The 21,064-nt window shown below is 70.1% G+C and carries 21 protein-coding genes, 1 tRNA gene and 1 pseudogene; 13 read left to right on the forward strand and 10 right to left on the reverse strand.

Annotated elements, in window-relative coordinates; translation table 11 throughout:
• From D7X55_RS07880 to D7X55_RS07890, 3 genes and pseudogenes are all read left to right on the forward strand, one after another.
• Positions 1–270 (forward strand): annotated as a pseudogene (locus tag D7X55_RS07880) (mevalonate kinase); the annotation flags it as partial.
• Positions 267–1,253, forward strand: a complete 987-nt coding sequence (gene mvaD, locus D7X55_RS07885) for a diphosphomevalonate decarboxylase (RefSeq protein WP_121722688.1) — start codon at positions 267–269, stop codon at positions 1,251–1,253. The pseudogene D7X55_RS07880 and the gene mvaD, both read left to right, overlap by 4 nt.
• Positions 1,253–2,332 (forward strand): mevalonate kinase, encoded by a 1,080-nt coding sequence (locus tag D7X55_RS07890; RefSeq protein ID WP_120548009.1) that lies wholly within the window; start codon positions 1,253–1,255, stop codon positions 2,330–2,332. Before mvaD ends, D7X55_RS07890 begins: the two co-directional genes overlap by 1 nt.
• 30 nt (positions 2,333–2,362) lie before the next feature.
• On the opposite strand, the gene omp85 is transcribed toward D7X55_RS07890, so the two are convergent.
• Entirely contained in the window at positions 2,363–3,541 is a 1,179-nt protein-coding gene (gene omp85 / locus D7X55_RS07895; RefSeq protein WP_120548008.1) for an Omp85 family outer membrane protein, read from the reverse strand.
• A 153-nt stretch (positions 3,542–3,694) separates the two neighbouring features.
• Here omp85 and D7X55_RS07900 point away from each other — a divergent pair, with 153 nt between their 5' ends.
• Together D7X55_RS07900 and D7X55_RS07905 are read left to right on the forward strand one after the other, a co-directional pair.
• The gene (locus D7X55_RS07900) at positions 3,695–5,287 is read left to right on the forward strand and encodes an alkaline phosphatase family protein (RefSeq protein WP_120548033.1); all 1,593 of its coding nucleotides are present in this window, start codon (positions 3,695–3,697) and stop codon (positions 5,285–5,287) included.
• A 20-nt stretch (positions 5,288–5,307) separates the two neighbouring features.
• Positions 5,308–6,390: a lysylphosphatidylglycerol synthase transmembrane domain-containing protein gene (locus tag D7X55_RS07905; protein ID WP_121722689.1), complete on the forward strand. Its 1,083-nt coding sequence runs from the start codon at positions 5,308–5,310 to the stop codon at positions 6,388–6,390.
• A 64-nt stretch (positions 6,391–6,454) separates the two neighbouring features.
• Here D7X55_RS07905 and D7X55_RS07910 read toward each other — a convergent pair.
• The 7 genes from D7X55_RS07910 to D7X55_RS07940 all read right to left on the reverse strand — a co-directional run bounded on the left by D7X55_RS07910 (position 6,455) and on the right by D7X55_RS07940 (position 11,802).
• Positions 6,455–6,538: transfer RNA gene (locus D7X55_RS07910), tRNA-Leu, on the reverse strand.
• 84 nt (positions 6,539–6,622) lie between these two features.
• The gene (locus D7X55_RS07915) at positions 6,623–7,000 is read right to left on the reverse strand and encodes a 2Fe-2S iron-sulfur cluster-binding protein (protein ID WP_120548006.1); all 378 of its coding nucleotides are present in this window, start codon (positions 6,998–7,000) and stop codon (positions 6,623–6,625) included.
• A gap of 3 nt (positions 7,001–7,003) precedes the next feature.
• The gene (gene hscA, locus D7X55_RS07920) at positions 7,004–8,848 is read right to left on the reverse strand and encodes a Fe-S protein assembly chaperone HscA (protein ID WP_120548005.1); all 1,845 of its coding nucleotides are present in this window, start codon (positions 8,846–8,848) and stop codon (positions 7,004–7,006) included.
• On the reverse strand, positions 8,845–9,393 hold the full coding sequence (hscB, locus tag D7X55_RS07925) for a Fe-S protein assembly co-chaperone HscB (RefSeq protein ID WP_121722703.1): 549 nt from the start codon (positions 9,391–9,393) through the stop codon (positions 8,845–8,847). The genes hscA and hscB overlap by 4 nt, the downstream gene beginning before the upstream one ends.
• 105 nt (positions 9,394–9,498) lie before the next feature.
• Entirely contained in the window at positions 9,499–9,882 is a 384-nt protein-coding gene (locus tag D7X55_RS07930) for an iron-sulfur cluster assembly accessory protein (protein WP_121722690.1), read from the reverse strand.
• A 45-nt stretch (positions 9,883–9,927) separates the two neighbouring features.
• A complete protein-coding gene (iscU, locus tag D7X55_RS07935; RefSeq protein WP_120548003.1) occupies positions 9,928–10,320 on the reverse strand; it encodes a Fe-S cluster assembly scaffold IscU in 393 nt (130 codons plus the stop codon).
• Between the two features lie 120 nt (positions 10,321–10,440).
• Positions 10,441–11,802 (reverse strand): IscS subfamily cysteine desulfurase, encoded by a 1,362-nt coding sequence (locus tag D7X55_RS07940; RefSeq protein WP_233609690.1) that lies wholly within the window; start codon positions 11,800–11,802, stop codon positions 10,441–10,443.
• Between the two features lie 367 nt (positions 11,803–12,169).
• Between D7X55_RS07940 and D7X55_RS07945 the strand changes: the two genes are divergently transcribed.
• The 4 genes from D7X55_RS07945 to D7X55_RS42835 are packed head-to-tail and all read left to right on the forward strand — an operon-like array spanning position 12,170 to position 16,941.
• A complete protein-coding gene (locus D7X55_RS07945; protein ID WP_121722692.1) occupies positions 12,170–13,771 on the forward strand; it encodes an SPFH domain-containing protein in 1,602 nt (533 codons plus the stop codon).
• 60 nt (positions 13,772–13,831) lie between these two features.
• Positions 13,832–15,256 carry a protein-disulfide reductase DsbD gene (locus D7X55_RS07950; protein ID WP_121722693.1) on the forward strand — a complete coding sequence of 475 codons (1,425 nt, stop codon included), beginning with the start codon at positions 13,832–13,834 and terminating at the stop codon, positions 15,254–15,256.
• Positions 15,257–15,275: 19 nt separating this feature from the next.
• Entirely contained in the window at positions 15,276–16,397 is a 1,122-nt protein-coding gene (locus tag D7X55_RS07955; RefSeq protein ID WP_121722694.1) for an AAA family ATPase, read from the forward strand.
• Positions 16,390–16,941, forward strand: a complete 552-nt coding sequence (locus D7X55_RS42835) for a hypothetical protein (protein WP_147468313.1) — start codon at positions 16,390–16,392, stop codon at positions 16,939–16,941. The genes D7X55_RS07955 and D7X55_RS42835 overlap by 8 nt, the downstream gene beginning before the upstream one ends.
• Before the next feature lie 18 nt (positions 16,942–16,959).
• Here D7X55_RS42835 and D7X55_RS07965 read toward each other — a convergent pair whose 3' ends face one another.
• On the reverse strand, positions 16,960–17,550 hold the full coding sequence (locus tag D7X55_RS07965; RefSeq protein ID WP_120547999.1) for a tRNA-uridine aminocarboxypropyltransferase: 591 nt from the start codon (positions 17,548–17,550) through the stop codon (positions 16,960–16,962).
• Positions 17,547–18,098 carry a hypothetical protein gene (locus D7X55_RS07970; RefSeq protein ID WP_014395291.1) on the reverse strand — a complete coding sequence of 184 codons (552 nt, stop codon included), beginning with the start codon at positions 18,096–18,098 and terminating at the stop codon, positions 17,547–17,549. The genes D7X55_RS07965 and D7X55_RS07970 overlap by 4 nt, the downstream gene beginning before the upstream one ends.
• Before the next feature lie 436 nt (positions 18,099–18,534).
• Here D7X55_RS07970 and D7X55_RS07975 point away from each other — a divergent pair, with 436 nt between their 5' ends.
• The 4 genes from D7X55_RS07975 to D7X55_RS07990 all read left to right on the forward strand — a co-directional run bounded on the left by D7X55_RS07975 (position 18,535) and on the right by D7X55_RS07990 (position 20,929).
• Positions 18,535–19,116: an RNA polymerase sigma factor gene (locus tag D7X55_RS07975; protein ID WP_120547998.1), complete on the forward strand. Its 582-nt coding sequence runs from the start codon at positions 18,535–18,537 to the stop codon at positions 19,114–19,116.
• Complete coding sequence (locus tag D7X55_RS07980) at positions 19,113–19,592, forward strand: anti-sigma factor (protein ID WP_120547997.1); 480 nt, start codon at positions 19,113–19,115, stop codon at positions 19,590–19,592. The genes D7X55_RS07975 and D7X55_RS07980 overlap by 4 nt, the downstream gene beginning before the upstream one ends.
• Before the next feature lie 149 nt (positions 19,593–19,741).
• Positions 19,742–20,608, forward strand: a complete 867-nt coding sequence (locus D7X55_RS07985) for a tetratricopeptide repeat protein (protein ID WP_120547996.1) — start codon at positions 19,742–19,744, stop codon at positions 20,606–20,608.
• Positions 20,609–20,710: 102 nt separating this feature from the next.
• Positions 20,711–20,929 carry a hypothetical protein gene (locus D7X55_RS07990; protein ID WP_120547995.1) on the forward strand — a complete coding sequence of 73 codons (219 nt, stop codon included), beginning with the start codon at positions 20,711–20,713 and terminating at the stop codon, positions 20,927–20,929.
• Positions 20,930–21,064 lie beyond the last annotated feature (135 nt).

A 21,064-nucleotide genomic window follows, 5' to 3' on the forward strand; every position in this document is an offset into this window, starting at 1 on the left:
GATTTGGAGGGGCTGGGGGACGCGATGAACGTCAACCAGGGCCTCCTGAACGCGCTGGGGCTGTCGTCGCCAGCGTTGGAGGACATGGTGTTCCGGCTGCGCTCGCTGGGCGCGCTGGGGGCCAAATTCACCGGGGCGGGAGGTGACGGTGGCGCGGTCATCGGCCTCTTCCCCGAACCGGAGCCCGTGGTCGCGCAGCTGACGCGCGACGGCGTGCGCTGCTTCGCGAGCCAGCTCGCGGGGCCTCGGGTCCAGGGAGACAATTCATGAAGGCAACGGTCCGGGCGCATCCCAACATCGCGCTCGTGAAGTACTGGGGGAAGCGCGACGACGCGCTCATCCTCCCGCATCAGTCCAGCCTGTCGCTGACGCTGGAGCCCATCCACGTGACGACGACGGTGGAGTTCGGCGCGCCGTCGGACACGGTGGAGCTGCACGGCCACGCGGCCAAGGGCAGCGAGCGTGACCGCGTGCTGCGCCTGTTGGATCAGGTGCGCGTGCAGGCGGGGCGCGACCTGGGGCCCGCGAAGGTGGTGTCGCGCGGCGACTTCCCCATGGCGGCGGGCCTGGCCAGCAGCGCGGCGGGCTTCGCGGCGCTGGCGGTGGCGGGGCGCGCGGCGGCGGGGCTGCCGCAGGACACGCGGGCCTCCAGCATCCTGGCCCGGCGGGGCAGTGGCTCCGCGTGCCGCAGCGTGCAGGGCGGCTTCTGCGAGTGGATGCGCGGCGAGCGCGAGGACGGCGAGGACAGCTACGCCGTGCAGCGCTTCGACGCGGGCCACTGGGCGGACCTGCGCATGGTGGTGGCCATCCTCGACCGCGGCGAAAAAGAGGTGAAGTCGCGGGACGGGATGAAGAACACGGTGGAGACCAGCCCCTACTATCCGGCGTGGGTGAAGGACGCGGAAGCCGAAGTGCCCCACGCCCGGGAGCTCATCGCGAAGAAGGACCTGGAGGCGCTGGGTGAGCTGTGCGAGCGCAACGCATGGCGCATGCACTCCACCTCGCTCGCGGCGGATCCGCCGCTCTGCTACCTGAACTCGGCGACGCTGGGGCTCATCCAGCACCTGCGCGAGCAGCGCAAGAAGGGCGTGCCGGTGTGGTTCACGCTCGACGCGGGCCCGAACCCGGTGCTGCTGACGAACGCGGCCCACGAGGTCGCGGCGGAAGCGCTGGCCCGAGCCTGCGGCGCCGTGGACGTGGTGCGCTGCGTGCCCGGCGGTGACGCGACGCTGCTCACCGAGCACCTGTTCTGATGGACCGAGCGCTCTCCGCCCCGGGCAAGCTGTTCCTCTCCGGCGAGTACGCCGTGCTGTGGGGCGGCGTGGCCCGCCTCGCGGCCGTGGCCCCGCGCACGGCCGCGTACGTGCGCAGGCGCCAGGACTCGCGCGTGCACATCTGCCTGGAGGAGGGGACGCTCCAGGGGCTCACCACGCCCCGAGGCGTGAAGTGGGACCGCGAGGTCCCCGCCGGCTTCTCCTTCGTCGCCCGCACCCTGGATGAAGCCCTGCGCGCGCACGGCCGCGCGAGCGTGGGCTTCGACGTCGCGGTGGCTCCGGGCGCGCTGGGCCCCGGCGGCCACAAGCTGGGCATCGGCGGCAGCGCGTCCGCGACGGTGCTGGCCGCGGAGGCCGCGCGCTTCGTGCTGGAGGAGAAGTTCGACGTCCTCAAGCTCGCGCTCACCGCGCACACGCTGGGACAGGGCGGCAAGGGCAGCGGCGGCGACGTGGCCACGAGCTTCGCCGGTGGCACCGTGCGCTACCGCCGCTACGACATCACCGCGCTCGCGGACGCGGCCAACACCGGCCGCTTCAACGCCGCGCTCGCGGAGTCCCCTCCGGTGGATCTCTGGCGCATGCCCGTGCCCCGCGTGTCCATGCTCTACGCCTTCACCGGTGAGAGCGCGTCCACCAGGCTCCTCATCGGCCAGGTGGAATCGCGGCTCGCGGAGGCCGGCCGGAAGGCCTTCGTGGAGCGCTCGGACGCACTGGGCCACGCCATTGAAAACGGCCTGGGGGGCGGCGACTTCCGCGCCTTCGCCGAGGCCGTGAAGGCCCAGCACGCGCTGCTGCTGGAGCTGGGCCCGCTGGAGACCGAAGGCATGCGCCGCGTGCTGGCCATCGCCGCGTCCTACCACTGCGCGGGCAAGCTCTCCGGCGCGGGCGGCGGTGACGGCTGCATCCTCTTCGCCCCGGACGCCCAGGCGCGCGAAGCGCTGCGCGAGGGCCTGGAGTCGCGCGGCTTCCTCACGCTGACGCTCGACGTGGAGCAGGGCGTGCGCGGCGAGGCGCAGACGGACGCGCGGCTTCGCGGCTGGGTGGACGCGCTCACGTGAAATCAACGCGGCGGCCGCCCGGGCCCGCCGTTAGAACATGTGACCGAACGTGATGTAGAAGCGCTGACGGCCCGTCTCGGTGGAGCGCGCGTAGTCCATGCGCACCACGGCCGCGCGGCGCGAGAAGCGCAGGCCGCCGCCGATGCCCGGGTGCCACTCATGCCACTTGCCGTCCGTCACACCCGGATGCCACACGCGGCCCAGGTCCAGGAACACCACCGCGCCCAAGGCCAGCGGCTGCCCGAAGAAGGACATCCGCGCGGCTTGGAAGCGCAGCTCGGAGTTGCTGAACGCCTTCACGTTGCCGGCGAAGCGGTTGCGCTCGATGCCGCGCACGCTGCTCATGCCGCCAATGCCCTCGGACACGTTGACGCCGCCCGTGGTCATCCACTCGAAGAACGGCACCTCTCCGAAGAGCATGTCCAGCGTGAGCCGCTGCGCGAAGATGAGCCGCGGCGTAATCCGGATGTAGCGGCGCTCGCTCAGCGTCACGCCCGCGTACTGGTAGCGGCTGAACGTGGCCAGGCCGGACACGCGCAGCGCCACCTCCTCCACGCCGCCGGTCGTCGGGTCGGACTCGTCGTCGCGCGTGTCCCAGAGCGCGCCCGCGAGCAGCTGCCCGCTGGGTCCGCCCTCGATACCAATGGGCTTCTCCTGCGCCAGGATGGACGTCTCGTAGGGTGACACGCGCGTGTAGCGCCAGCCGTAGCCCACGTATGACTGGAACGGGTGCTTCTCACCGAAGGGCCGCCCGCGCAGACGCACCCAGAGGCCCGGCGAGCCCTTGTCGTAATTGTACCGCTCGTTGTCCACGTCCCCCCGGAAGTCCGGGGCGGACAGGTTGCCCGCGCCGAAGAAGGGGCTGCTCTTCTCCTGGCGGTACTCCAGCCGTCCCTCCAGCCGCAGGGGCCCCAGCAACTGCGGCCCGTCGTAGCGGAGGTAATGATTCATGGCGCCGCGCGCGGTGAAGAACACCTGCGCGGACAGGGCATGCGCATAGGGCGCCTTGCTGCCGTCGCCGTACAGGTACATGCCGCCGACGGCGCCGTAGCCGAAGCCCTGATCCGAACTGAAGGACACCAGCGGCAGCGCGATGCCGTCCATGGTCGGCGTCCGCTTCACCGGCACGAGGCCGGGCGCCGAGCGGCCGGCCGCCACGGCGCTCAACGACATGAGCATGAAGAAGAGGAAGACGACAGGAGCCAGCATCGAAACCCCGTGAAGCCCCGAGGGGGCGCATCGATTCCAGCCCGGGACAGAAAGCCCTTCCGCCCGCCTGCTCACCAAGTGAGCAGCACGGCCCCGGAAGCTCCTGTCCCCCTGAATGCCCATTTTGCCTTGGGGGATGGGGGAGCCGTCAACGTGCGCGAAAGTCTCAACGAGCTCGTCAGCGAGAATTCACGGAACTGGGCGAATACCCTCGTCCGGAGGATCGGGTCGAAAGTTCCGCCGGTGGCGGCCCGTCGGCCCCGGAACGCTCTGCTCGTCCACCTGGACGGGGTGCCCAAGGCGCTGCTCGACGAAGCCATTGTCACCGGGCGAATGCCCTTTGTTTCACAGCTGGTCCGCTCTGGCGCGTATCACCTGGAGAACGCCTTCTGGGGCGCGCCCACGTCCACGCCGTTCTTCCAGGCGGGGCTGCTCTACGGGCTGCGCCATCCGAACCTGCCGGGCTACAGCTGGTACGACCGGGCGCTCGGCCGCAAGGTGCAGATGAACACGCCGGGCGACGCGATGGCCATCGACGCGCGCCTGCGCGGCCACGGCCGCACGAGCCTGCTGGACCACGGCGGCCACACGTACTTCTCGCTCTTCCACGCGGGCGCCATGAACCGCATGTGCATGAGCACGCTGTCCAGCTTCAAGCTGATGGCGCGCTCGTTCGCGTACGAGATGGAAGGCCTGGGTTCCGCGCGCACGAAGGGCGCATGGGACTTCCTGCGTTCCTTCGGCATGGAGTCCTGGCAGGCCCTGCGCGAGGTGCGCCAGTGGGCGCACTCCATCAACGACTGGCGCCATGAGCAGGGCTTCCTCGTCAGCCGCATCCTCCTCCAGCGGTTGGGCTGGAGCTTCGCGTACACCAAGTCCCTGGTGGACATGGTGCGAGGTGTGCCGCTCATCTACCTGGTGTACGGCAACTACGATGAAGTGGCCCACCGCCGGGGGCCGCGCTCGGAGCTGGCCATGCAGGAGCTCCACCGCGTGGATGCGTCGCTCGCGGAGCTGTTCGCCGTGGCCCGCGCCGCGCCGGAGCCCTACGACGTCATCCTCCTGTCGGACCACGGCCACGTGGACAGCCTGCCCCTGGAGCAGCGCCAGGGCCGGCGCCTGGAGGCCGTCCTCTTCGAGGGCGAAGTCCCGCCGCTGAAGGACGACGTGCGCCGGGGCCTGCTGGATGGCCGCGCACCGCCGGCGCCGGACACCACCGCGCGCGAGCCCTTCAAGCCGGTGGTGGTGGAGGCCGGCAACTTCGCGCACATCTACCTGAGCGGCCGTCCCGCGCCGCTGGAGGCGCGCGAGCTGCTGGCGCGCTACCCGGAGGTGCTGGCGCGGGCCACGAACAACCCGGACATCGGCATGGTGGCGATGCGCCGGGGCGCGGAGGCGGTGGTGGTGATGGGCGGAGGCGTCTATGGCCCTGAGGACCTGGACCGCGCGCCGCTCACCACCGAGTACAGCAAGCGCGCCGTGGCGGACTTCCTCCACGGGCTGCCGCGCATGGACACCGCGGGGGACCTGGTCCTCTTCGGCGAGGCCGTGCAGAAGGGCGGCACGGTGGGCTTCGCGTGGGAGTTCGGCTCGCACGGCGGCCTGACGCGCGTGGAGTCCGACAGCCTGGTGATGTGGCCCGCGAACGGCCCGGTGGACCTGTCGGCCCTCGGCCACTGCGCGCAGCTGCACGAGCGCCTGGCCGAGGCCTACCTGGACACCGGCTCACCGCGGATTCTCCATTGAGACCGAGGAAGGGGAGGACCATGCGGCTTCCCAACGCCGGCGGGCGCACGTGGCTGAAGGTGCTGGGCGGGGTGGTGGGGCTCATCCTGTCCGTGCTCTTGCTGTCCACCGCGTTCTTCAAGTGGAACCTGCACGGGCCGGGGGCACTGCTGACGCCGCGCTTCCCCCTGGACAAGTTCGTCCGAGACCTGCCGGGGCACCTGGTGTGGCTGGTGCCCTTCATGCTGCTGCAGGCGTCACTGGTGCCGCTGCGCGCGGTGCAGTGGCAGGCCACGCTGCGCAGGCCCATCCCGTTCAAGGACCGCTTCCAGCTGGTGGGCATTGGCGTCTTCGTCCACAACGCGCTGCCGGGAAAGCTGGGGGAGGTGACGCGCTCCTTCCTCCTGTCGCGCACCCACAAGCTCCCCTTCATCCGGAGCCTGGGCTCCGTGGGCGTGTGCAAGCTGATGGAGTTCGCCTGCCTGATGCTGCTGGTGGCCCTGTCCTTCCTGGGCCCCTTCGGCGAGACGATGGCCCACTTCCGCACGGAGCTGAACGTGGCGCTGTCGCTGTGCATCGGCCTGGTGGCCCTGGTGGTGCTGCTGGCCCACTGGGCGGCGCCCCTGGGCCGCTGGCTGCACCAGCGTCACACCATGCCCCGCGTGGACAGCTTCCTGAACCACGTGGGCGAGGGCCTGGGCACCGCGCGCTCCTTCAAGGGCATGGCGAAGGTGTTCTTCTTCTCCATCTTCCCGGTGTTCGCCTCCGCGCTGGCGTACGGCCTGGCGCTGCACGGCGTGCACATCCCCGGGGGCCTCTTCGCGGGCGCGGTGGTGCTGGGCGCCATCTCCCTGGGGCAGTCGCTGCCAGGCGTCCCGGCGGGCATGGGCATCTACTACTTCGTCACCAGCTGGGCGGCGCGCGCGCTGGGCTCGAACCCGGAGGACGCGGCGGCGTTCGCCACGCTCACCCACCTGGGGACGGTCATCAGCCAGGTGGCCGTGGGCGCCTGGTGCGTGCACCGCTCCAAGCTGCGGATCCGCGACCTGCGCAAGGGAGGCCGGCTGGCCAACGCCGCCGCGCACCACGTGGCGCACGAGGCCGTGGAGCCCGCGCCGCCCTGAACGAAGGGGACAAGCCAAAACAAAAAGGGCCCCGACTTGTGGTCGGGGCCCTTCTTTACTGCAGTGCCCAGGAGAGGACTCGAACCTCCATGCCCTTGCAGGCGCTAGACCCTGAATCTAGTGTGTCTACCAATTCCACCACCTGGGCAGGTGGCTCGCGGTGCCTCGCGGCGCCGTGATGGGCGAGACGTATAGAGAACCTCCCCCGCCCGGTCAACACCCTTTTTTCCGCCTACTTCTTCAGCGGCCAGCGGCCCTCGGATTCGAGCTTCCGGCGGATGGCCGGGTTCTCGTCCATGAAGGCCACGAGGGACTCCTCGGTGATCTCCACCGTGACGTCCTCACCGCCGACCTCGGTCTGGCAGGACAGGCGGGAGTACGGCCGGACGTCGAAGCCCATGTCCAGGCGGTCCATCTCGTCGTCCCGCTGCTCGCTGAGCGACTCCAGGCCCTTGCGGACCCAGACGTGGCAGGTGGAGCACCCGCACACGCCGCCGCAGCTGTGGCCCACCTGCGCTTCGCCCTTCTCCGCGGCGTCCAGCAGGGTGGTGCCCGGGGGCACGTCCACGGCGACCTCGGCCAGGGGGCTCTTGAAGGTGACCTTGGGCACGGCTCAGTACTCCTCCACGGAATGGCCGGACACCACCTGGGTGATGGCGCGGTTCATGACCCGTTCGATGAACGCCCGGGACGCTTCATCCAGCGCGTGCAGGGCCTCCTTCACGGCCAGGTAGTCCTTGCCCTGCGCCGCCTGGCGCACGCGGTCCATGGCGGCCTGGATGGCCTCCGGCTCGCCGGCCTCCAGCAGGGCCGCGTTCTCGCGCAGCTGCCGGTCGGCCTCGGAGAGGACGCGCTCGGCCTCCACCTGCTGCTCGCGCAACTGGCGGGCCTGGATGTCGTCCTCGGCGAAGTCGATGGAGTCCAGGAGCATCTTTTCGATCTCCTCCTCCGTCAGGCCGTGGCTGGGCTTCACGGTGATGGCCTGCGCCACGCCGGTGCTCTGCTCCTTGGCGGTGACGGACAGGATGCCGTCCGCGTCCACCTGGAAGCGGACCTCCACGCGGGCCATGCCGGCCGCCATGGAGGGGATGCCGGAGAGCGTGAAGCGCGCGAGGCTGCGGTTGTCCTGCACCAGCTCGCGCTCGCCCTGCACCACATGCACGTCCAGGCCCGTCTGGCCGTCCTTGAACGTGGTGAACACCTGCGCCGCCGCCGTGGGGATGGTGGAGTTGCGAGGAATCAGCTTCTCCGTGATGCCGCCCATCGTCTCCAGCCCCAGCGACAGGGGGATGACGTCCAGCAGCAGCACCTCGTCCTGGCGGTCGGTGTCGGTGAGCAGGCTCGCCTGCACCGCCGCGCCCAGCGCCACGACCTGATCCGGATCGATGTCGCCCAGGGGCTCGCGGCCGAACAGCTCCGCCACGAAGCGGCGCACCGCGGGCACGCGCGTGGAGCCACCCACCAGGATGACGCCGTCCAGCTCGCCCGCCGCCACGCCCGCGTCCTTCAGGGCCCGCCGGCACACCGCGCCCGTCTTGGCGATGAGCGGCTGGATCCACGCCTCGAAGTCCGCGCGGGACACGGGCTGTGAATGGCCCTCCACGCTGAGCGTGACCTCGGAGGAATCCGTGAGCGCTTCCTTCGCCTTGCGAGCGGCGACCATCAGCTCCGCCACCTGCGCAGGGGAGGGGGCCGCCACGCCCCGCTTCTGGAGCACGTGCTGCGCGATGGCGCGGTCGAAGTCGTCGCCGCCGAGGGCCGAGTCGCCGCCGGTGGACTTCACCTCGAAGACGCCGTCCTCCAGCTTGAGGATGGAGATGTCGAACGTGCCGCCGCCCAGATCGTAGACGGCGAACTTCCCCTGGCTGCCCTTGTCCAGGCCGTACGCCAGCGCGGCGGCTGTGGGCTCGTTGAGCAGGCGCAGCACTTCCAGGCCCGCGAGCTTCCCCGCGTCGCGGGTGGCCTGGCGCTGGGCGTCGTCGAAGTACGCCGGCACCGTGATGACGGCCTGCTCCACCTTGCCGGAGAAGTGCGCCTCCGCGCGGCGCTTCAGCGCGCGCAGGATTTCGCCGGAGACTTCAATGGGCGTCACCGGCTGGCCGCCGGCCACGTTGAAGCGCACCACGTTGGCGCCGGGCGCGAAGTCGTAGTGGCCCAGCTTGCGAGTCTCCGGATCATCCGGGCTGCGGCCCATGAACCGCTTCACCGACACGATGGTGTCCGTGGGGGCCTCGGCCGCGAGCTTCCGCGCGCGGGCGCCCACCACCACGCCGCCATCCCTGCCGTAGTGCACGACTGACGGGAGGAGCAGCGAGTCGCCGTCGTCCACCGGAACGCACCGGGGCTTGCCCTGGGACACGGACGCCACCAGCGAGTGGGTGGTGCCCAGGTCGATGCCCACCACGTGGCCCTTCGGCTTGAGCGGGTCGTGGATCTGCAGATAGCCGTTGTTGCTCACGCGAGCACCTCCTCCTCGAACGCGTCCACCTGCTCGAGGAAGCGCGTGAAGTAGCGCACCCGCCCCAGCGCGTGCGATGCCTTTCTCACCCCGTCCTGAGAATCCCCGTCACCCTCCAGCGCGCCGAGCGCCGCCACGGCCTCCTGGAGCGCCGCCGCCTTGCGGCCCGCGACATCCCTGGCCATGGCCTGGGCCCGGGGCAGGTCCCTGGCCGCCATGGCTTCATCCAAAGCCTCGCGCAGCTCCATGACCTCCTCCAGGAACTCCAGGGGCATGCCCTTCTGGGCGCCCGCGTCCTCGCGGTCCAGGTCCACGCCATGGAGCTTGAGCAGGTAGAAGGCGCGGCGCACCGGGTCCTTCAGCGTCTTGAAGGCCTCGTTGAGGGCGGTGGTGCCCTCCACGGCGGCCAGGCGCGCCTTCGCGTCACCGGGGCCAACGCGGTCCGGATGCAGCTGGAGCGACAGCTCCCGGTACTGCTTCTCCAGCGCCGGCACGTCCACGGCGTGGGAGCGGGGCAGCCCGAACACGTCGAAGTGGGTCCTCACGGTGCGCACATCCTCACGGGGGAAATGAAAAAGGGGCCCGGCACCGGGCCGGACCCCTGCTGCCCGCTCCCTGACCCACAGGGCGGGCGGGAAGGCCTTGAAGGCTCAGACGGAGAAGCTCTCTCCGCAGCCGCACGCGGCCTTGACGTTGGGGTTGTTCAGCTTGAAGCCGGACGCCATCAGCGTCTGCTCGAACACCAGCTCCGTGCCGATGAGGTACAGGTAGCTCTTCGGATCCACGAAGACGCGGACGCCGTCGCGCTCGAACACCTTGTCGCGCTCGCGGGACTTCTCCGACCACTCCATGGAGTACTGGAGGCCGGAGCACCCGCCGCCCTTCACGGCGATGCGCAGGCCGGCCTCCGGCGTCTGGCGTTCCGCCAGGAGCTGCTTGAGGCGCGCCACCGCGCTGTCCGCCAGGCCAATGCCCTTGGGGGCCGGCTTGGGGGGCGCCTGAGGGGCCTGGGTCGTCTGGGCCTGCTCGTTCATGGGGTCGTCCTCAATCCGTAGAAGGGAGAAGTGCCGCGCGGGGCCTTACGACTGGCGCGACGCGCGCTTCTTCTTGAAGTCCTCGATGGCCGCCTTGATGGCGTCCTCGGCCAGCACGGAGCAGTGGATCTTCACCGGGGGCAGCGCCAGCTCCCGGGCCACGTCCTTGTTGGAGATGGTCATGGCCTGGTCCACCGTCTTGCCCTTCACCCACTCGGTGACGAGCGAGCTGGACGCGATGGCGGAGCCGCAGCCGAAGGTCTTGAAGCGCGCGTCCTCAATCACGCCCGAGTCGCTGATCTTCAGCTGGAGGCGCATCACGTCGCCGCAGGCGGGGGCGCCCACGAGGCCCGTGCCGACGTTCGGGTCGTTCTTGTCGAGCGTCCCCACGTTGCGGGGGTTCTCGTAGTGCTCGATGACCTTCTCGCTGTAAGCCATGCGTCTAACGCTCCTTCATCCACCAACGCTTGAACTGATGCGCCATCCGGGCAACCGATGCGCGGCCGGGCGGGCGGGGGCTGCCATGCCCGGCGGGAAGTCTTGAGGGGAGGGGAGCGCCTAGTGGGCGGTCCACTCGATGCTCTTGAGGTCGATGCCTTCCTTGGCCATCTCGTACAGGGGGCTCATGTCTCGCAACTTGCGGACTTTGTCCACCACGAGGCGGATGACGAAGTCGACCTCCTCCTCCGTGTTGAAGCGGCCCAGGCCGAAGCGGATGGAGCTGTGCGCCATGTCCTCTTCGACGCCCAGGGCGCGCAGCACGTAGGAGGGCTCCAGCGACGCGGACGTGCACGCGGAGCCGGAGGACACCGCGACGTCCTTGATGGACATCATCAGGGCCTCGCCCTCCACGTAGGAGAAGGAGATGTTGAGGCTGCCCGGCATGCGGTGCTCCAGGCTGCCGTTCACCGTCACCATGTCCAGCTGCTCCATGATGCCGGTGCGCAGCCGCTCGCGCAGTCGGAACAGGCGCGCGGACTCCTCCGGCAGGTCCTGCTTCGCCACCTCCGCCGCCGCGCCGAAGCCGACGATGGACGCCACGTTCAGGGTGCCGCTGCGCATGCCGCGCTCGTGGCCGCCGCCGTCCACCATGGGCGCGATGCGCACGCGCGGCTTGCGGCGCACGTAGAGCGCGCCCACGCCCTTGGGGCCGTACATCTTGTGCGCGCTGATGGAGGCCAGGTCGACGTTCATCTTCTCCACGTCGAAGGGCACCTTGCCCACGCCCTGCACCGCGTCGCAGTGGAAGAGCACGCCGCGCTCACGGCACAGCTTGCCAATCTCCGCCACCGGCTGGACCACGCCGATTTCGTTGTTGGCGAACATGATGGAGACGAGCACCGTCTTGGGCGTCATCGCCGCGGCCAGCTTCTCCAGGCTCACGCGGCCGTCGCGCTCCACGTCCAGGTAGGTGACGCGCGCGCCACCGGTAGGCAGCTCCGCCCACTTCTTGTACGTGTCGTCCGCGTCCAGGTTGAGCTTCACCGCCAGCTCGGGGACCTCTTCCGGCGTGACGTCGCGCCCGGCCAGCTGGCCCAGGCGCAGGAGCTTGAGCTCGTCCAGGCGCTCCTGGCGCACGCGCTCCAGGCGCTTGCAGGTGTCCAGGACGGCCTTGTGCTCCGTCTTCAGGGTGATGATGTGGTCGCCCTTGGACTTGTAGAACTCGATGACGCCCTTGATGGCCAGGTTGTCGGACTCGGTGGCGCCGGAGGTGAAGACGATCTCCTTCTCCGACGCGCCAATGAGGTCCGCCACCTGCCGGCGCGCCTTCTCCACCGCGGCCTCGGCCTTCCAGCCGAATGCATGATTGCGGCTGGCCGCGTTGCCGAAGTCCTCGCGGAGGTAGGGCAACATCGCCTCCAGCACCCGCGGGTCCAGCGGGGTGGTCGCGTGGTTGTCCATGTAGATGGGCAGGCTCAGCATGAAGTCCTCAGGAAGAAGTGATGCAGGAGGGTGGAACGCCCCTCCGCTCCCCGGCGACGCGGTGGGTCCGCGCGCAGCGGCAGGGTCTACATGGGCCCACACGAATGTGGACCGGACTGGTCAATTATAAAATCGCCCCCCCTCGGGTCAAGGGAACATGGGGGACGATGCCGGTGTCTTCGACGCGCCAGGTCGTGGTGCGCCGGCCTGAATCAACGCTCCTCCAGAGTGGAGCACTCCGGCCGCGCCGGGTTGGAGCGGGGTGATCCGAAACGGTGCTTCGCGCGCCCATAAGTGCCCGTTTCGTGGCCCGCGGGGGCATGGCCGGGCGCCTGCACTGGAGCCAGCGCGGAGGGTGCCAAGCATGAGCGCCAACGCGAAGTCGCAGGCCCGGAGCAACGCCCAGGACACGCAGGACGCAGCGGGACGGCCAGCGCTGATCCGCCTGGAGGGAGGGCTGGACCGCTCCCGCTACGCCGACGGCTGGCGGGCGGGCAAGCCGGCGGAGGACCCGGAGAAGGTGAAGAAGTGGGGCCTGATTACGGCCCGGCCCAGCGAGTTCCTCATCCACATGCGCCGGGGGCGCGTGCGCGAGGTGAGCGGCCAGGGGGCGAGCTGCTTCAAGCTGCCGGGAGACTCGGTGGCCATCGTGCCCACCAGCATCCAGCGGCTCCAGTTCACCGCGGATCAGGTCACCAGTGAGAAGGTGGGCGTGGCCGTGACGGGCCTGGCGGTGTACCGCATCGCGGATCCGCTGGTGGCCTTCCGGATGCTCAACTTCAGCTACCCGGAGCGCGCGCAGGAGAAGCTGGCGGAGCTGTTGGGGGAGATGTTCGTGGGCGCGGCGCGCCGGCTGGTGGCGAACCTCACCGTGGAGGAGTGCCTCACCCGGCGCAAGGAGGGCATCGCGGCGGAGCTGATGCGGGAGATCGCCCCCGTCCTCTCCGGGTCGGGCCGGATGGAGGACCGCACGGACACGGGCTGGGGCGTGCTGCTGGACACGATTGAGATTCAAGACGTGCGCGTCCTGTCCTCCACCGTGTTCGAGAACATGCAGGCCCGCTTCCGCCGCGAGCAGGAGCGTCAGGCACGTGAGGCGGAGCTCGCGAAGGAGCGCTTCGTCCGGCGCGAGGAGACGGAGGCCGAGCGCGTGCTCAACCTCCAGAGGCTCGCCGCGCGCGAGGAGGTCCGCCAGCGCACGCAGGCCACGGAGGAGCAGGCGCAGATGGAGCAGCTCGCGCAGGAGGCGCGGCTGGCCCAGGCGAAGATGGAGCAGGCGCGCCAGCAGCAGCAGGAGCGCACCGCCGTGGAGCGGGAGGTCGCGCTCGCGAAGCTGACCGCGCAGGAGGAGGTCCGCACCCGCACGGAGGCCCTGAAGGAGCAGGCCCGCCTGGAGGCGCTGGCCACGGACGCGCGCCTGGAGGAGGCGCGGCTCACGAGCGAACGGCAGCTCGCGTACAACCGTGCGCAGGGTGAGCTGGAGCAGCTGCGCTGGGAGCAGGAGGCGGAGGCCGCCAAGGCGCAGGTGGAGCTGGAGCGGCTGCGCCGCCAGCAGGAGGCGGAGGCCGCGCGCCACGACATCCAGCTCGCCGAGGCCCGGCAGGAGGCCGAGCATCTGTCCGCCCGGCTCCAGGTGCTGCTGGCGAAGCAGTCCATCGCGGAGGCGGAGGCCGGCATCGCGGAGCTGGAGCTGCGGCGCACCCGCGCGCTCCAGGGGCTGGAGATGGACCGCGCGAAGACGCTGCGCGACATCGAGAACTCGGTGAGCCCGGAGGTCATCCAGCTGACGTTGGCGAAGCAGCTGCCGCAGGTGGCCGCGGCCTTCCAGCAGCAGATGGGCGAGGTGCACGTGACGGCGGTGGATGGAGCGAACCCCTTTGGCTACATCGCCGCCGCCGTGGAGGGCGTGATGGGGCTGGCGCGCTCCGCGGGCCTGAAGGTGCCTGCCTCCCCGGCGCAGCAGTAGCCGCGTCCACTGCCTCCGCGTATAGAAGGGGCCTCGGACACGCGGAGGCGGAAGGCACGCATGGACACGAAGAAGCTGACGCTGGCGGCGGTGGTGGCGGGAGTGGCGGTGGCGGTGGTGCCGTGGCTGCTTCCCACGGGCCCGAGCGCCGGGCTGGACGCGGCCCGGTTCCTGGAGTCCGGCAACCTCGCCTGGGGCGCGCTGGTGGTGTTCGCCGGCGGCCTGCTCACCGCGATGACGCCGTGCGTGTACCCGCTCATCCCCATCACCGTGTCGGTGTTCGGCGCGCGCAAGGCGGAGGCGCGGGGCCGCTCGCTGGCGCTGACGACGTCGTACATCGTGGGCATGGGCGTGGTGTTCAGCGCGCTGGGCATCCTGGCGGCGAAGACGGGCCAGGCCTTCGGCTCCATGCTGGGCAGCCCCGTGGTGGTCATCGGCCTGGCGGTGTTCCTGCTGGCGCTGGCCTCGTCCATGTTCGGCGCGTTCGAGCTGGCGCTGCCGTCGTCCATCCAGACGAAGCTCAGCAAGGTGGGCGGCACGGGCATCGCCGGTGCGTTCGTGATGGGCAGCGTGTCCGGCTTCCTGGCGGCGCCGTGCACGGGGCCGGTGCTCACGGGCCTGCTGGCCTTCGTGGCGAAGTCCGCCAACACGACCCTGGGCGCGACGCTGCTGTTCATCTACGCGCTGGGCATCGGCGTGCCGTTCTTCCTCATCGGCGTGTTCACCGTGCGCCTGCCGCGCGGCGGCGTGTGGATGGAGTGGGTGAAGAGCGTGCTGGGCATCATGCTGGTGGCGCTCGCGTTCTCGTACCTGAAGGACGCCTTCCCCTGGGCGCGTGACACCGTGAAGGCGCTGGGCGCCCAGGTGGGCCAGGTGCCCGGCGCGGTGCTGGCCGCGGTGCTGGTGATGGTGGGCGTGCTCGTGGGCGCGGTGCACCGCTCGTTCAAGGAGGGCGCGCGCGACTTCGCGTTCAAGGCGTCCGGTGTCGCGCTGGTGGTGGGAGCGCTGGTGGTGCGCGGCGGCGCGCTGGACGCACGGCCCACGGGTGAGCTGTGGGTGCGCATGGGCCTCCAGGAGCACCCCGTGGCCCCGTCCTGGCAGTGGCACCACGTGATGCCGGCGAAGACGGCCACGTTCGACGCGAGCCAGTTCGAGCAGGTGCTCGCGGCGGCGAAGAAGGAGGGCCGCCCGGTGCTCATCGACTTCTTCGCGGACTGGTGCGCGGCCTGCAAGGAGCTGGACCGGCTGACGTACCCGTCCTCGGAGGTCATCTCCCAGGCGACTGACAGCCGCTTCCTCACCATCAAGATCGACGCGACCAACAGCGAGGACCGCCTGGACGCGCTGATGGAGCAACTGGGCGTGGAGGGCCTGCCCACGGTGGCCTTCGTGAACCCGGACGGCACCGTGCTGACCAAGCCGCGCGTGACGGGCTTCCTGGAGCCCGTGCCCTTCGCGGCGGAGATGCGCAAGGCCCTCCAGTAGGGTGTGGTAGGAGGCAGGAATGCTTGAGCGGCTCTACGTCGACAACTACCGATGCTTCGTCAACTTCGAGTGGAAACCCGGCCAGCTAGCATTGCTGCTGGGCGAGAACGGCTCGGGCAAGACGTCCATCCTCGACGTGTTGTGGAGTGTGCGGACGCTGGTTGTGCGAGACCGCGAGGTCCGTAGATGCTTCCCACACGATTCCCGGACCCGGTGGGAATCCAGGCTGAACCAGCGCGTAGAACTGGATGTGCGGCTGGGCCAGGATCTCTACAAGTACCGCTTGCAGGTGGACCACGATGAGGAGGAGCCATCGAACACCCGGGTCGGGGTCGAGTCTCTTCATTGCAACGACACGCCACTTCTGGAGTTTGGCAACGGGCTCCTCACGATACGTGGAGGTAAGGGGACTAAGGACGTCACCTTCAGTGCTCGCACGAGCAGTTCGGGGCTGAGCGCGCTCGGGCCAGGTGCCAAGAAGCTCGCGGCGTTCAAGCGTTGGCTTGACGAGGACGTCTGGTACTTCCGGCCAGATCCACGCCATATGTCAGGCCGCACGGACGCGCAACGCGACATGCTTGAGGAGAGCCTTCACAATCTCGCGTCGTGGTACCCGCCGCTCATCACGCATGAATTGGATGATGCCGTGCGCATCCAAGCTGCGCTTCGTGAGGTCATCCCCGGGTTTGAAGCACTGGCGGTGGATAAGTTACGGCCTCAGCTCCAAGTCCGATTCTCCGCAGGCAAGGGGGCACCCTACTCGGTGGACTTCGTTGATCTGTCAGACGGCCAGCGCGCTCTCATCGCGCTCTACATACTGCGCCATACCGTGATCAAACCGGGGCGCCTGATCATCTTCGATGAGCCTGACAACTACGTCGCCCTTCGGGAGATTCAGCCCTGGTTGCGTGACGTGTCCGATGCGGCCTCAGAAGAAGGCGGACCCCAGGTCTTCTTCGTGAGCCATCATCCCGAGTTCCTCAATCAGCTGGCTCCCTCTGATGGGACACGGTTCTTCCGCCAGGGGGGAGGGCCTTCGCGAATCGAGCCCTTCCACGGGCTTCCTGGTCTGAATCCAGCGGAAGTTGTCGCGCGCGGTTGGGAGGACGCCACGGAGCCGATGGAGCCGCCGCATGAGTAGCCGTGGGGTCAAGTACGTCATCCTCTGCGAGGATAAACAGGCAAGAACCTTCATTGAACGAGCGCTGAAGTCTCGAGGCGTAGGGGCTCGAGATATCCGCACGGTGCCATTACCCTCCACCATAGGAGGCGGCGCAGGCGAGCACTATGTGCGCCAGCGTGCGCCTGAACAGATCAAGGTGCATCGGACTGCTCATGTGAACGCGGCGTTGATCATCCACGTCGATGCGGATCCCGCCAACTCGGTCCAATATCGCTGGCAGCAACTCGACGCGGCGCTCAAGGAGCAGCGGCAAGCGCCCGTAACGGATAACGAGCGCATCGCGCGCCTCGTCCCCAAGCGGAACATCGAGACGTGGATCCGGTTTTACCTGAACGGCCCGCCGGTGGATGAAGTTCAGGCGTACCCGAAGTACACAGGGACCGAGAGTGCCTGCTGGCCTGCCGCGGAAGCCTTCGCGCAGGATGCTGCGGGCAACGTCCAACCCCCGCAAGCACCCGGTTCCCTCCTGTTGGGGCTCGACGAGTTCCGCCGCGTGTTGTAGCAGCCGAGCCACCGCTCCCTAGAGGTAGTTCTCCCAGCCCAGCCGGCCGCGGCTCGCGAGCACGCGCTCAATCATCAGCTCGTGCAGCGTGAGCAGCGGCTTCGCGAGCGCTTCGCCCTCCAGCCGCGCGAGCGCGCCGGCCATGGCCTCCAGCGTGGACATCCCGTCCGGGTGCGGCGGCTTGCGCAGCCGTCGCGTGTCCGGCGCGGGCGGTGGCAGCCTCAACCCCGGCAGCCGGCGCAGGGCGGGGACGCGCTGCACCATGCGCCGCGCCTGCGCCCAGCTTCCGTCGATGATGACCAGCCGCTTCGGGGGAGGCCCCTCGGCCTCCGGCGCGTCCGGGAACAGGAGCCACGTGTCCGGCGTGTCCAGCACCGACGCGTCGAAGGGGGCTCCGGGCGCGCCATAGGAGACGATGCTGCAGCGGGGCAGGGCCAGCGCAGCGATGCGCGCCGTGTTGGTGCTCTTCTGCGACTCCTTGTTGTGCCGGATGATCAGCAGCTCGGTGCGCGTGGGGATGACGGGCACCTCCGCGCACAGGCACAGGGCCGTGGGCAGGTAGCACCGCTCACAACGGCCCGACAGGTCCTCCGGGGTGCTGGACCTCATTTCGCCGCGGTGCGGTAGCGCTCCATCAGGGCTCGCGCTTCCCGCAGCTTCTCCTCGACGAAGCGGTCGTCCGCGTCCGGCTCGTATTCAGCGTCCGGCGGATCCAGCTGGAAGAGGGCGGACAGGCTCGCGGGGGCGACCTCCAGCCACTCGGACGTGCGGGTGAGCGCGGCCTGCCGGCGCCCAGCGAAGGTCTCCGGCCCGTCCTCCGGGCCGCACCGGCAGATGCGCGCGGAGTCCCCGGACACGTCCACGTAGAGGCCCAGGACCTCCGCGTCCACCTCCGCGGCCAGCGCGCAGGTGGCCTCGCTGACGTAGGCGGCCATGGCCTGCGCCGCGCTGCGCTCCGTCAGCGAACGCACCAGGTACACCTGCCACCCGGCCTCCGTCAGCGCCCCGGCCTCGCTCAGCGGGGCCAGCTCCGCGGGCGGTGCCTGGATGCGCGACAGGAGCCGGCGCACCGGCACCTCCAGGCGCTCGAGCCGGGCGTTCGACGCGGGGCAGAAGAAGACCACGCGGTACTCTCGGCTGTCGGCGGCGGTTTCCATGGGCATACGGCGGTGACCCAAGAGGACCAAAGGACTCCCCAGGCACGCAAGGGGGGAGTTGCACCGGAACGCGCTTCCCAGGCCCCCCGGGAGCCGTCCCCCGGCCCCGGAACGCGACCCGGAGGGGCCCTGCGGCCGCGAAAAGCCTCCGGCCAGCGCCCGCCGCTGGGGCATGCTGGGCGCCCTTTTTCCCGGCCTTTTTCGGAAGGCCGGGCGGGCTCACCCCACCCGGAGGCAGGACACACCCACGGAGAGGAATTGAATCGGGGAGTGCCTGGATGTCTGTCTATTCCATGCAAGGAATTGGCGTCGGCTTGAAGTGTTCCAGCCGCACTGGCCGCCGTGACGCGGAGTGAAGCGCGACAGGTTTTGTCGCATCCGTAAGAGAAAAAGAATCCGACCCTCTGCGTTTTCTGGAGGGAAGGGAGGCGGTCTCATGGTGCCAGGGAGGGAGGAGCCGCCAGTCCGGGAGGGCTCTGGAGGGGAGTTCGCCGCGTTCGCGATCCGCCATCAGCCGGTGCTGGTGGCCATCGCGCGCAACGTCTGTGGCAAGAGTGCCAGTGATTGCGACGACCTGGTGCAGGACGTGCTCTTGCGCGCGCTCCTGCAATGGGAGCGGCTCAAGCGTTGGCCGGAGCCCGCGCGGCGCGCGTGGCTGGTGCGCGTGCTGCACAACCGTTTCCTGGACCAGTGCCGCCGCCAGGGCGCGGAGACGGACCGCCGGGTGGACCTGCACAACGTCCACATGCTCTTCGAGGACCCGGAGGCCGCGCCGGAGCCCGAGCAGTGGGAGTACGTCACGGAGGACGAGCTGCGTCAGGCGGTGGCCCGCCTGAATGAAAAGCTGCGCCAGGCGTTCGAGCTGCACGCGCGGGGCCTGCGCCACGCGGAGATCGCCCGGCGGATGAACACCCCCAGCGCGGGAACGGTGGGCACGTGGCTCTTCCACGCCCGCCGCCGCCTCAAGGCCATGCTCCACGACACCGCGGAACGCCGCCGCCAGGAGAGGGAACGATGAGCACCGCGTGTGAGTGTGAGGACCTCCAGCCCTTCCTGGACGGAAGCCTGTCCGCCGAGGACCAGCGCCGCATCCGCGCCCACCTGGCCCACTGTGACGTCTGCGCCCGGCGCTTCCACGACCTCCTGCAACTGGAGATGCTGGCGCGGCTGGCGCTGGAGGACGCGGCGGAGAGCGAGCGCTGGGTGTCCGCCCGCCAGGCCCGCGACACCGTGCCCGGGGCCGACTGGGACGACGTGCCGGAGCACTGGAAGGAGGACGTGCTCGAGGCCCAGGTGCCCCCACCGCCGGAGCGCGAGGGTCGCGCCTGGCACCAAGGCGCCCGCCGCTTCCGCCGCCGCTGCCCGGGGTGCGCCAACTGCTGCCCCTGGTTCGCGAAGACGGAGTCCGTGGAGGCCGTCAGCGTGCCGCGCCTCCCGTGCCCGCGCTCCAGCCGCTCCGGCGGAACGCTGCTGCGTCCGCGCACGCGCCGCTGAACCGCGTGGGTTCCGGCCGCCTGCTCCTCCCTGGGGGGCAGGCGGGGAAGCGGGTGCCGGACGCTGGGAGCGGAATCCACCAAGGATTGCCTCCGCTCGCGTTTCGCAAGGGACGGGAGGCGGCCTCGCGACTCGGGCCCTGATACTCGATGGATTCCTGGTGCAAGAAGCTCTACCGGTTCCTGGATGGGGAACTGGAGTCGGGGGACGAGGAGCACTTCCGGCTCCACCTGGCCCTCTGCCGTGCGTGCGCCAGCGGGCTGCATGATGCCATGCAGCTGGAGATGCTCAGCGTCCAGGCCCTGTGTGGCGCCGTGGCCCACAACGACGCGCCACCTCCGCCATCCTCCGTCGCCGTGCGCCGGCCGCTGTCGCGCTTGCCGCGCTTCTCCCTGCCCTCGGGCCGGTGGCGCCCTGCGCTGGGGGCGGTGCTGGCCATGGGGCTGGGGGCGCTCGCCGCGCTCACGACCGGGGACGGCTTCCGGCCGGGCAACGCGTGGCGGGCGGAGGCCTCCGCGCGCGAGCTGGAGGCGCGCATCGCGTACCCGGCCGCGGACCGCTACCTGCCCTACGTCCCCGTGCGGACGGGGCCGGGAGAGGGGACGGCGCTGACGTCCGAAGCGCCCGTGCCCCTGCGGACCCTGGCGGCGCTGGAGGAGCGCGGGGACCTGCATGGCATCGCGGCGGCGTACCTCGTGCGCGGCGAGCTGCGTCAGGCCGCGGACTTCCTGTCGCGCAGCGCCCCGTCGCTGGACCGGGACAGCGACCGGGCCGTGGTGGCCATGGCGGCGGGCGACCTCCCGAGGGCGCTGGAGCTGTGCGAAGGCGTGCTGCGTCAGGCACCGGACCATCCCCAGGCCCTGTGGAACCGGGCCCTGGTGCTCCGGGCCCTGGGGCGCTCGCTCCAGGCGGCGGAGGCCTTCGAGGCCGTGGCCCGCCGGGGGGAGCCGGGGTGGAGCGAAGAGGCCGGAATCCGGGCACTTGCGCTGAGGCAGGGGAGTCACTTCTTGAAATGATTAGCCGCGACCCAAGGATTTTATGGGTCGGCGTCTAATTATCGAGGCGCGGCGTGGCGGCGGCGTGAGGGACGGCAAAGGCACCGCACCCGGGGGGAAGCGATGTTCCGCATCGATGCGTGGAGCCAGGGGGACGGCGCGCTTTGGGCGCCCGGCTCCAACGGGGGCTCGGGCGTGCGGCCGCAGGACGAGGCCCGGGAGCCCAGGGGATACCGGGTCGACGAGGAAGAGGGGGATGGGGAAGAGGCCTCCCGGAAGGAAGGGGAGGAGTCGCTCTTCGACTTTGAGGACAGCGACCTGGATTGGGTCGCCAGCTACTGAGGTAACGGCGCGCGCGGTTGGGTGTCCGCGCTCCACGCGGCCTTCGGGGGAGGGCCGCCGCTTCCAGAGGATTCGTCAGCCGAGAGGCGGGCGGGTTCCAGGTGTCCCGGACCGGGGGGGACGAGGACCCGGAAG

This window comes from Corallococcus sp. AB049A, from assembly GCF_003668885.1.
Lineage (GTDB): Bacteria > Myxococcota > Myxococcia > Myxococcales > Myxococcaceae > Corallococcus > Corallococcus interemptor.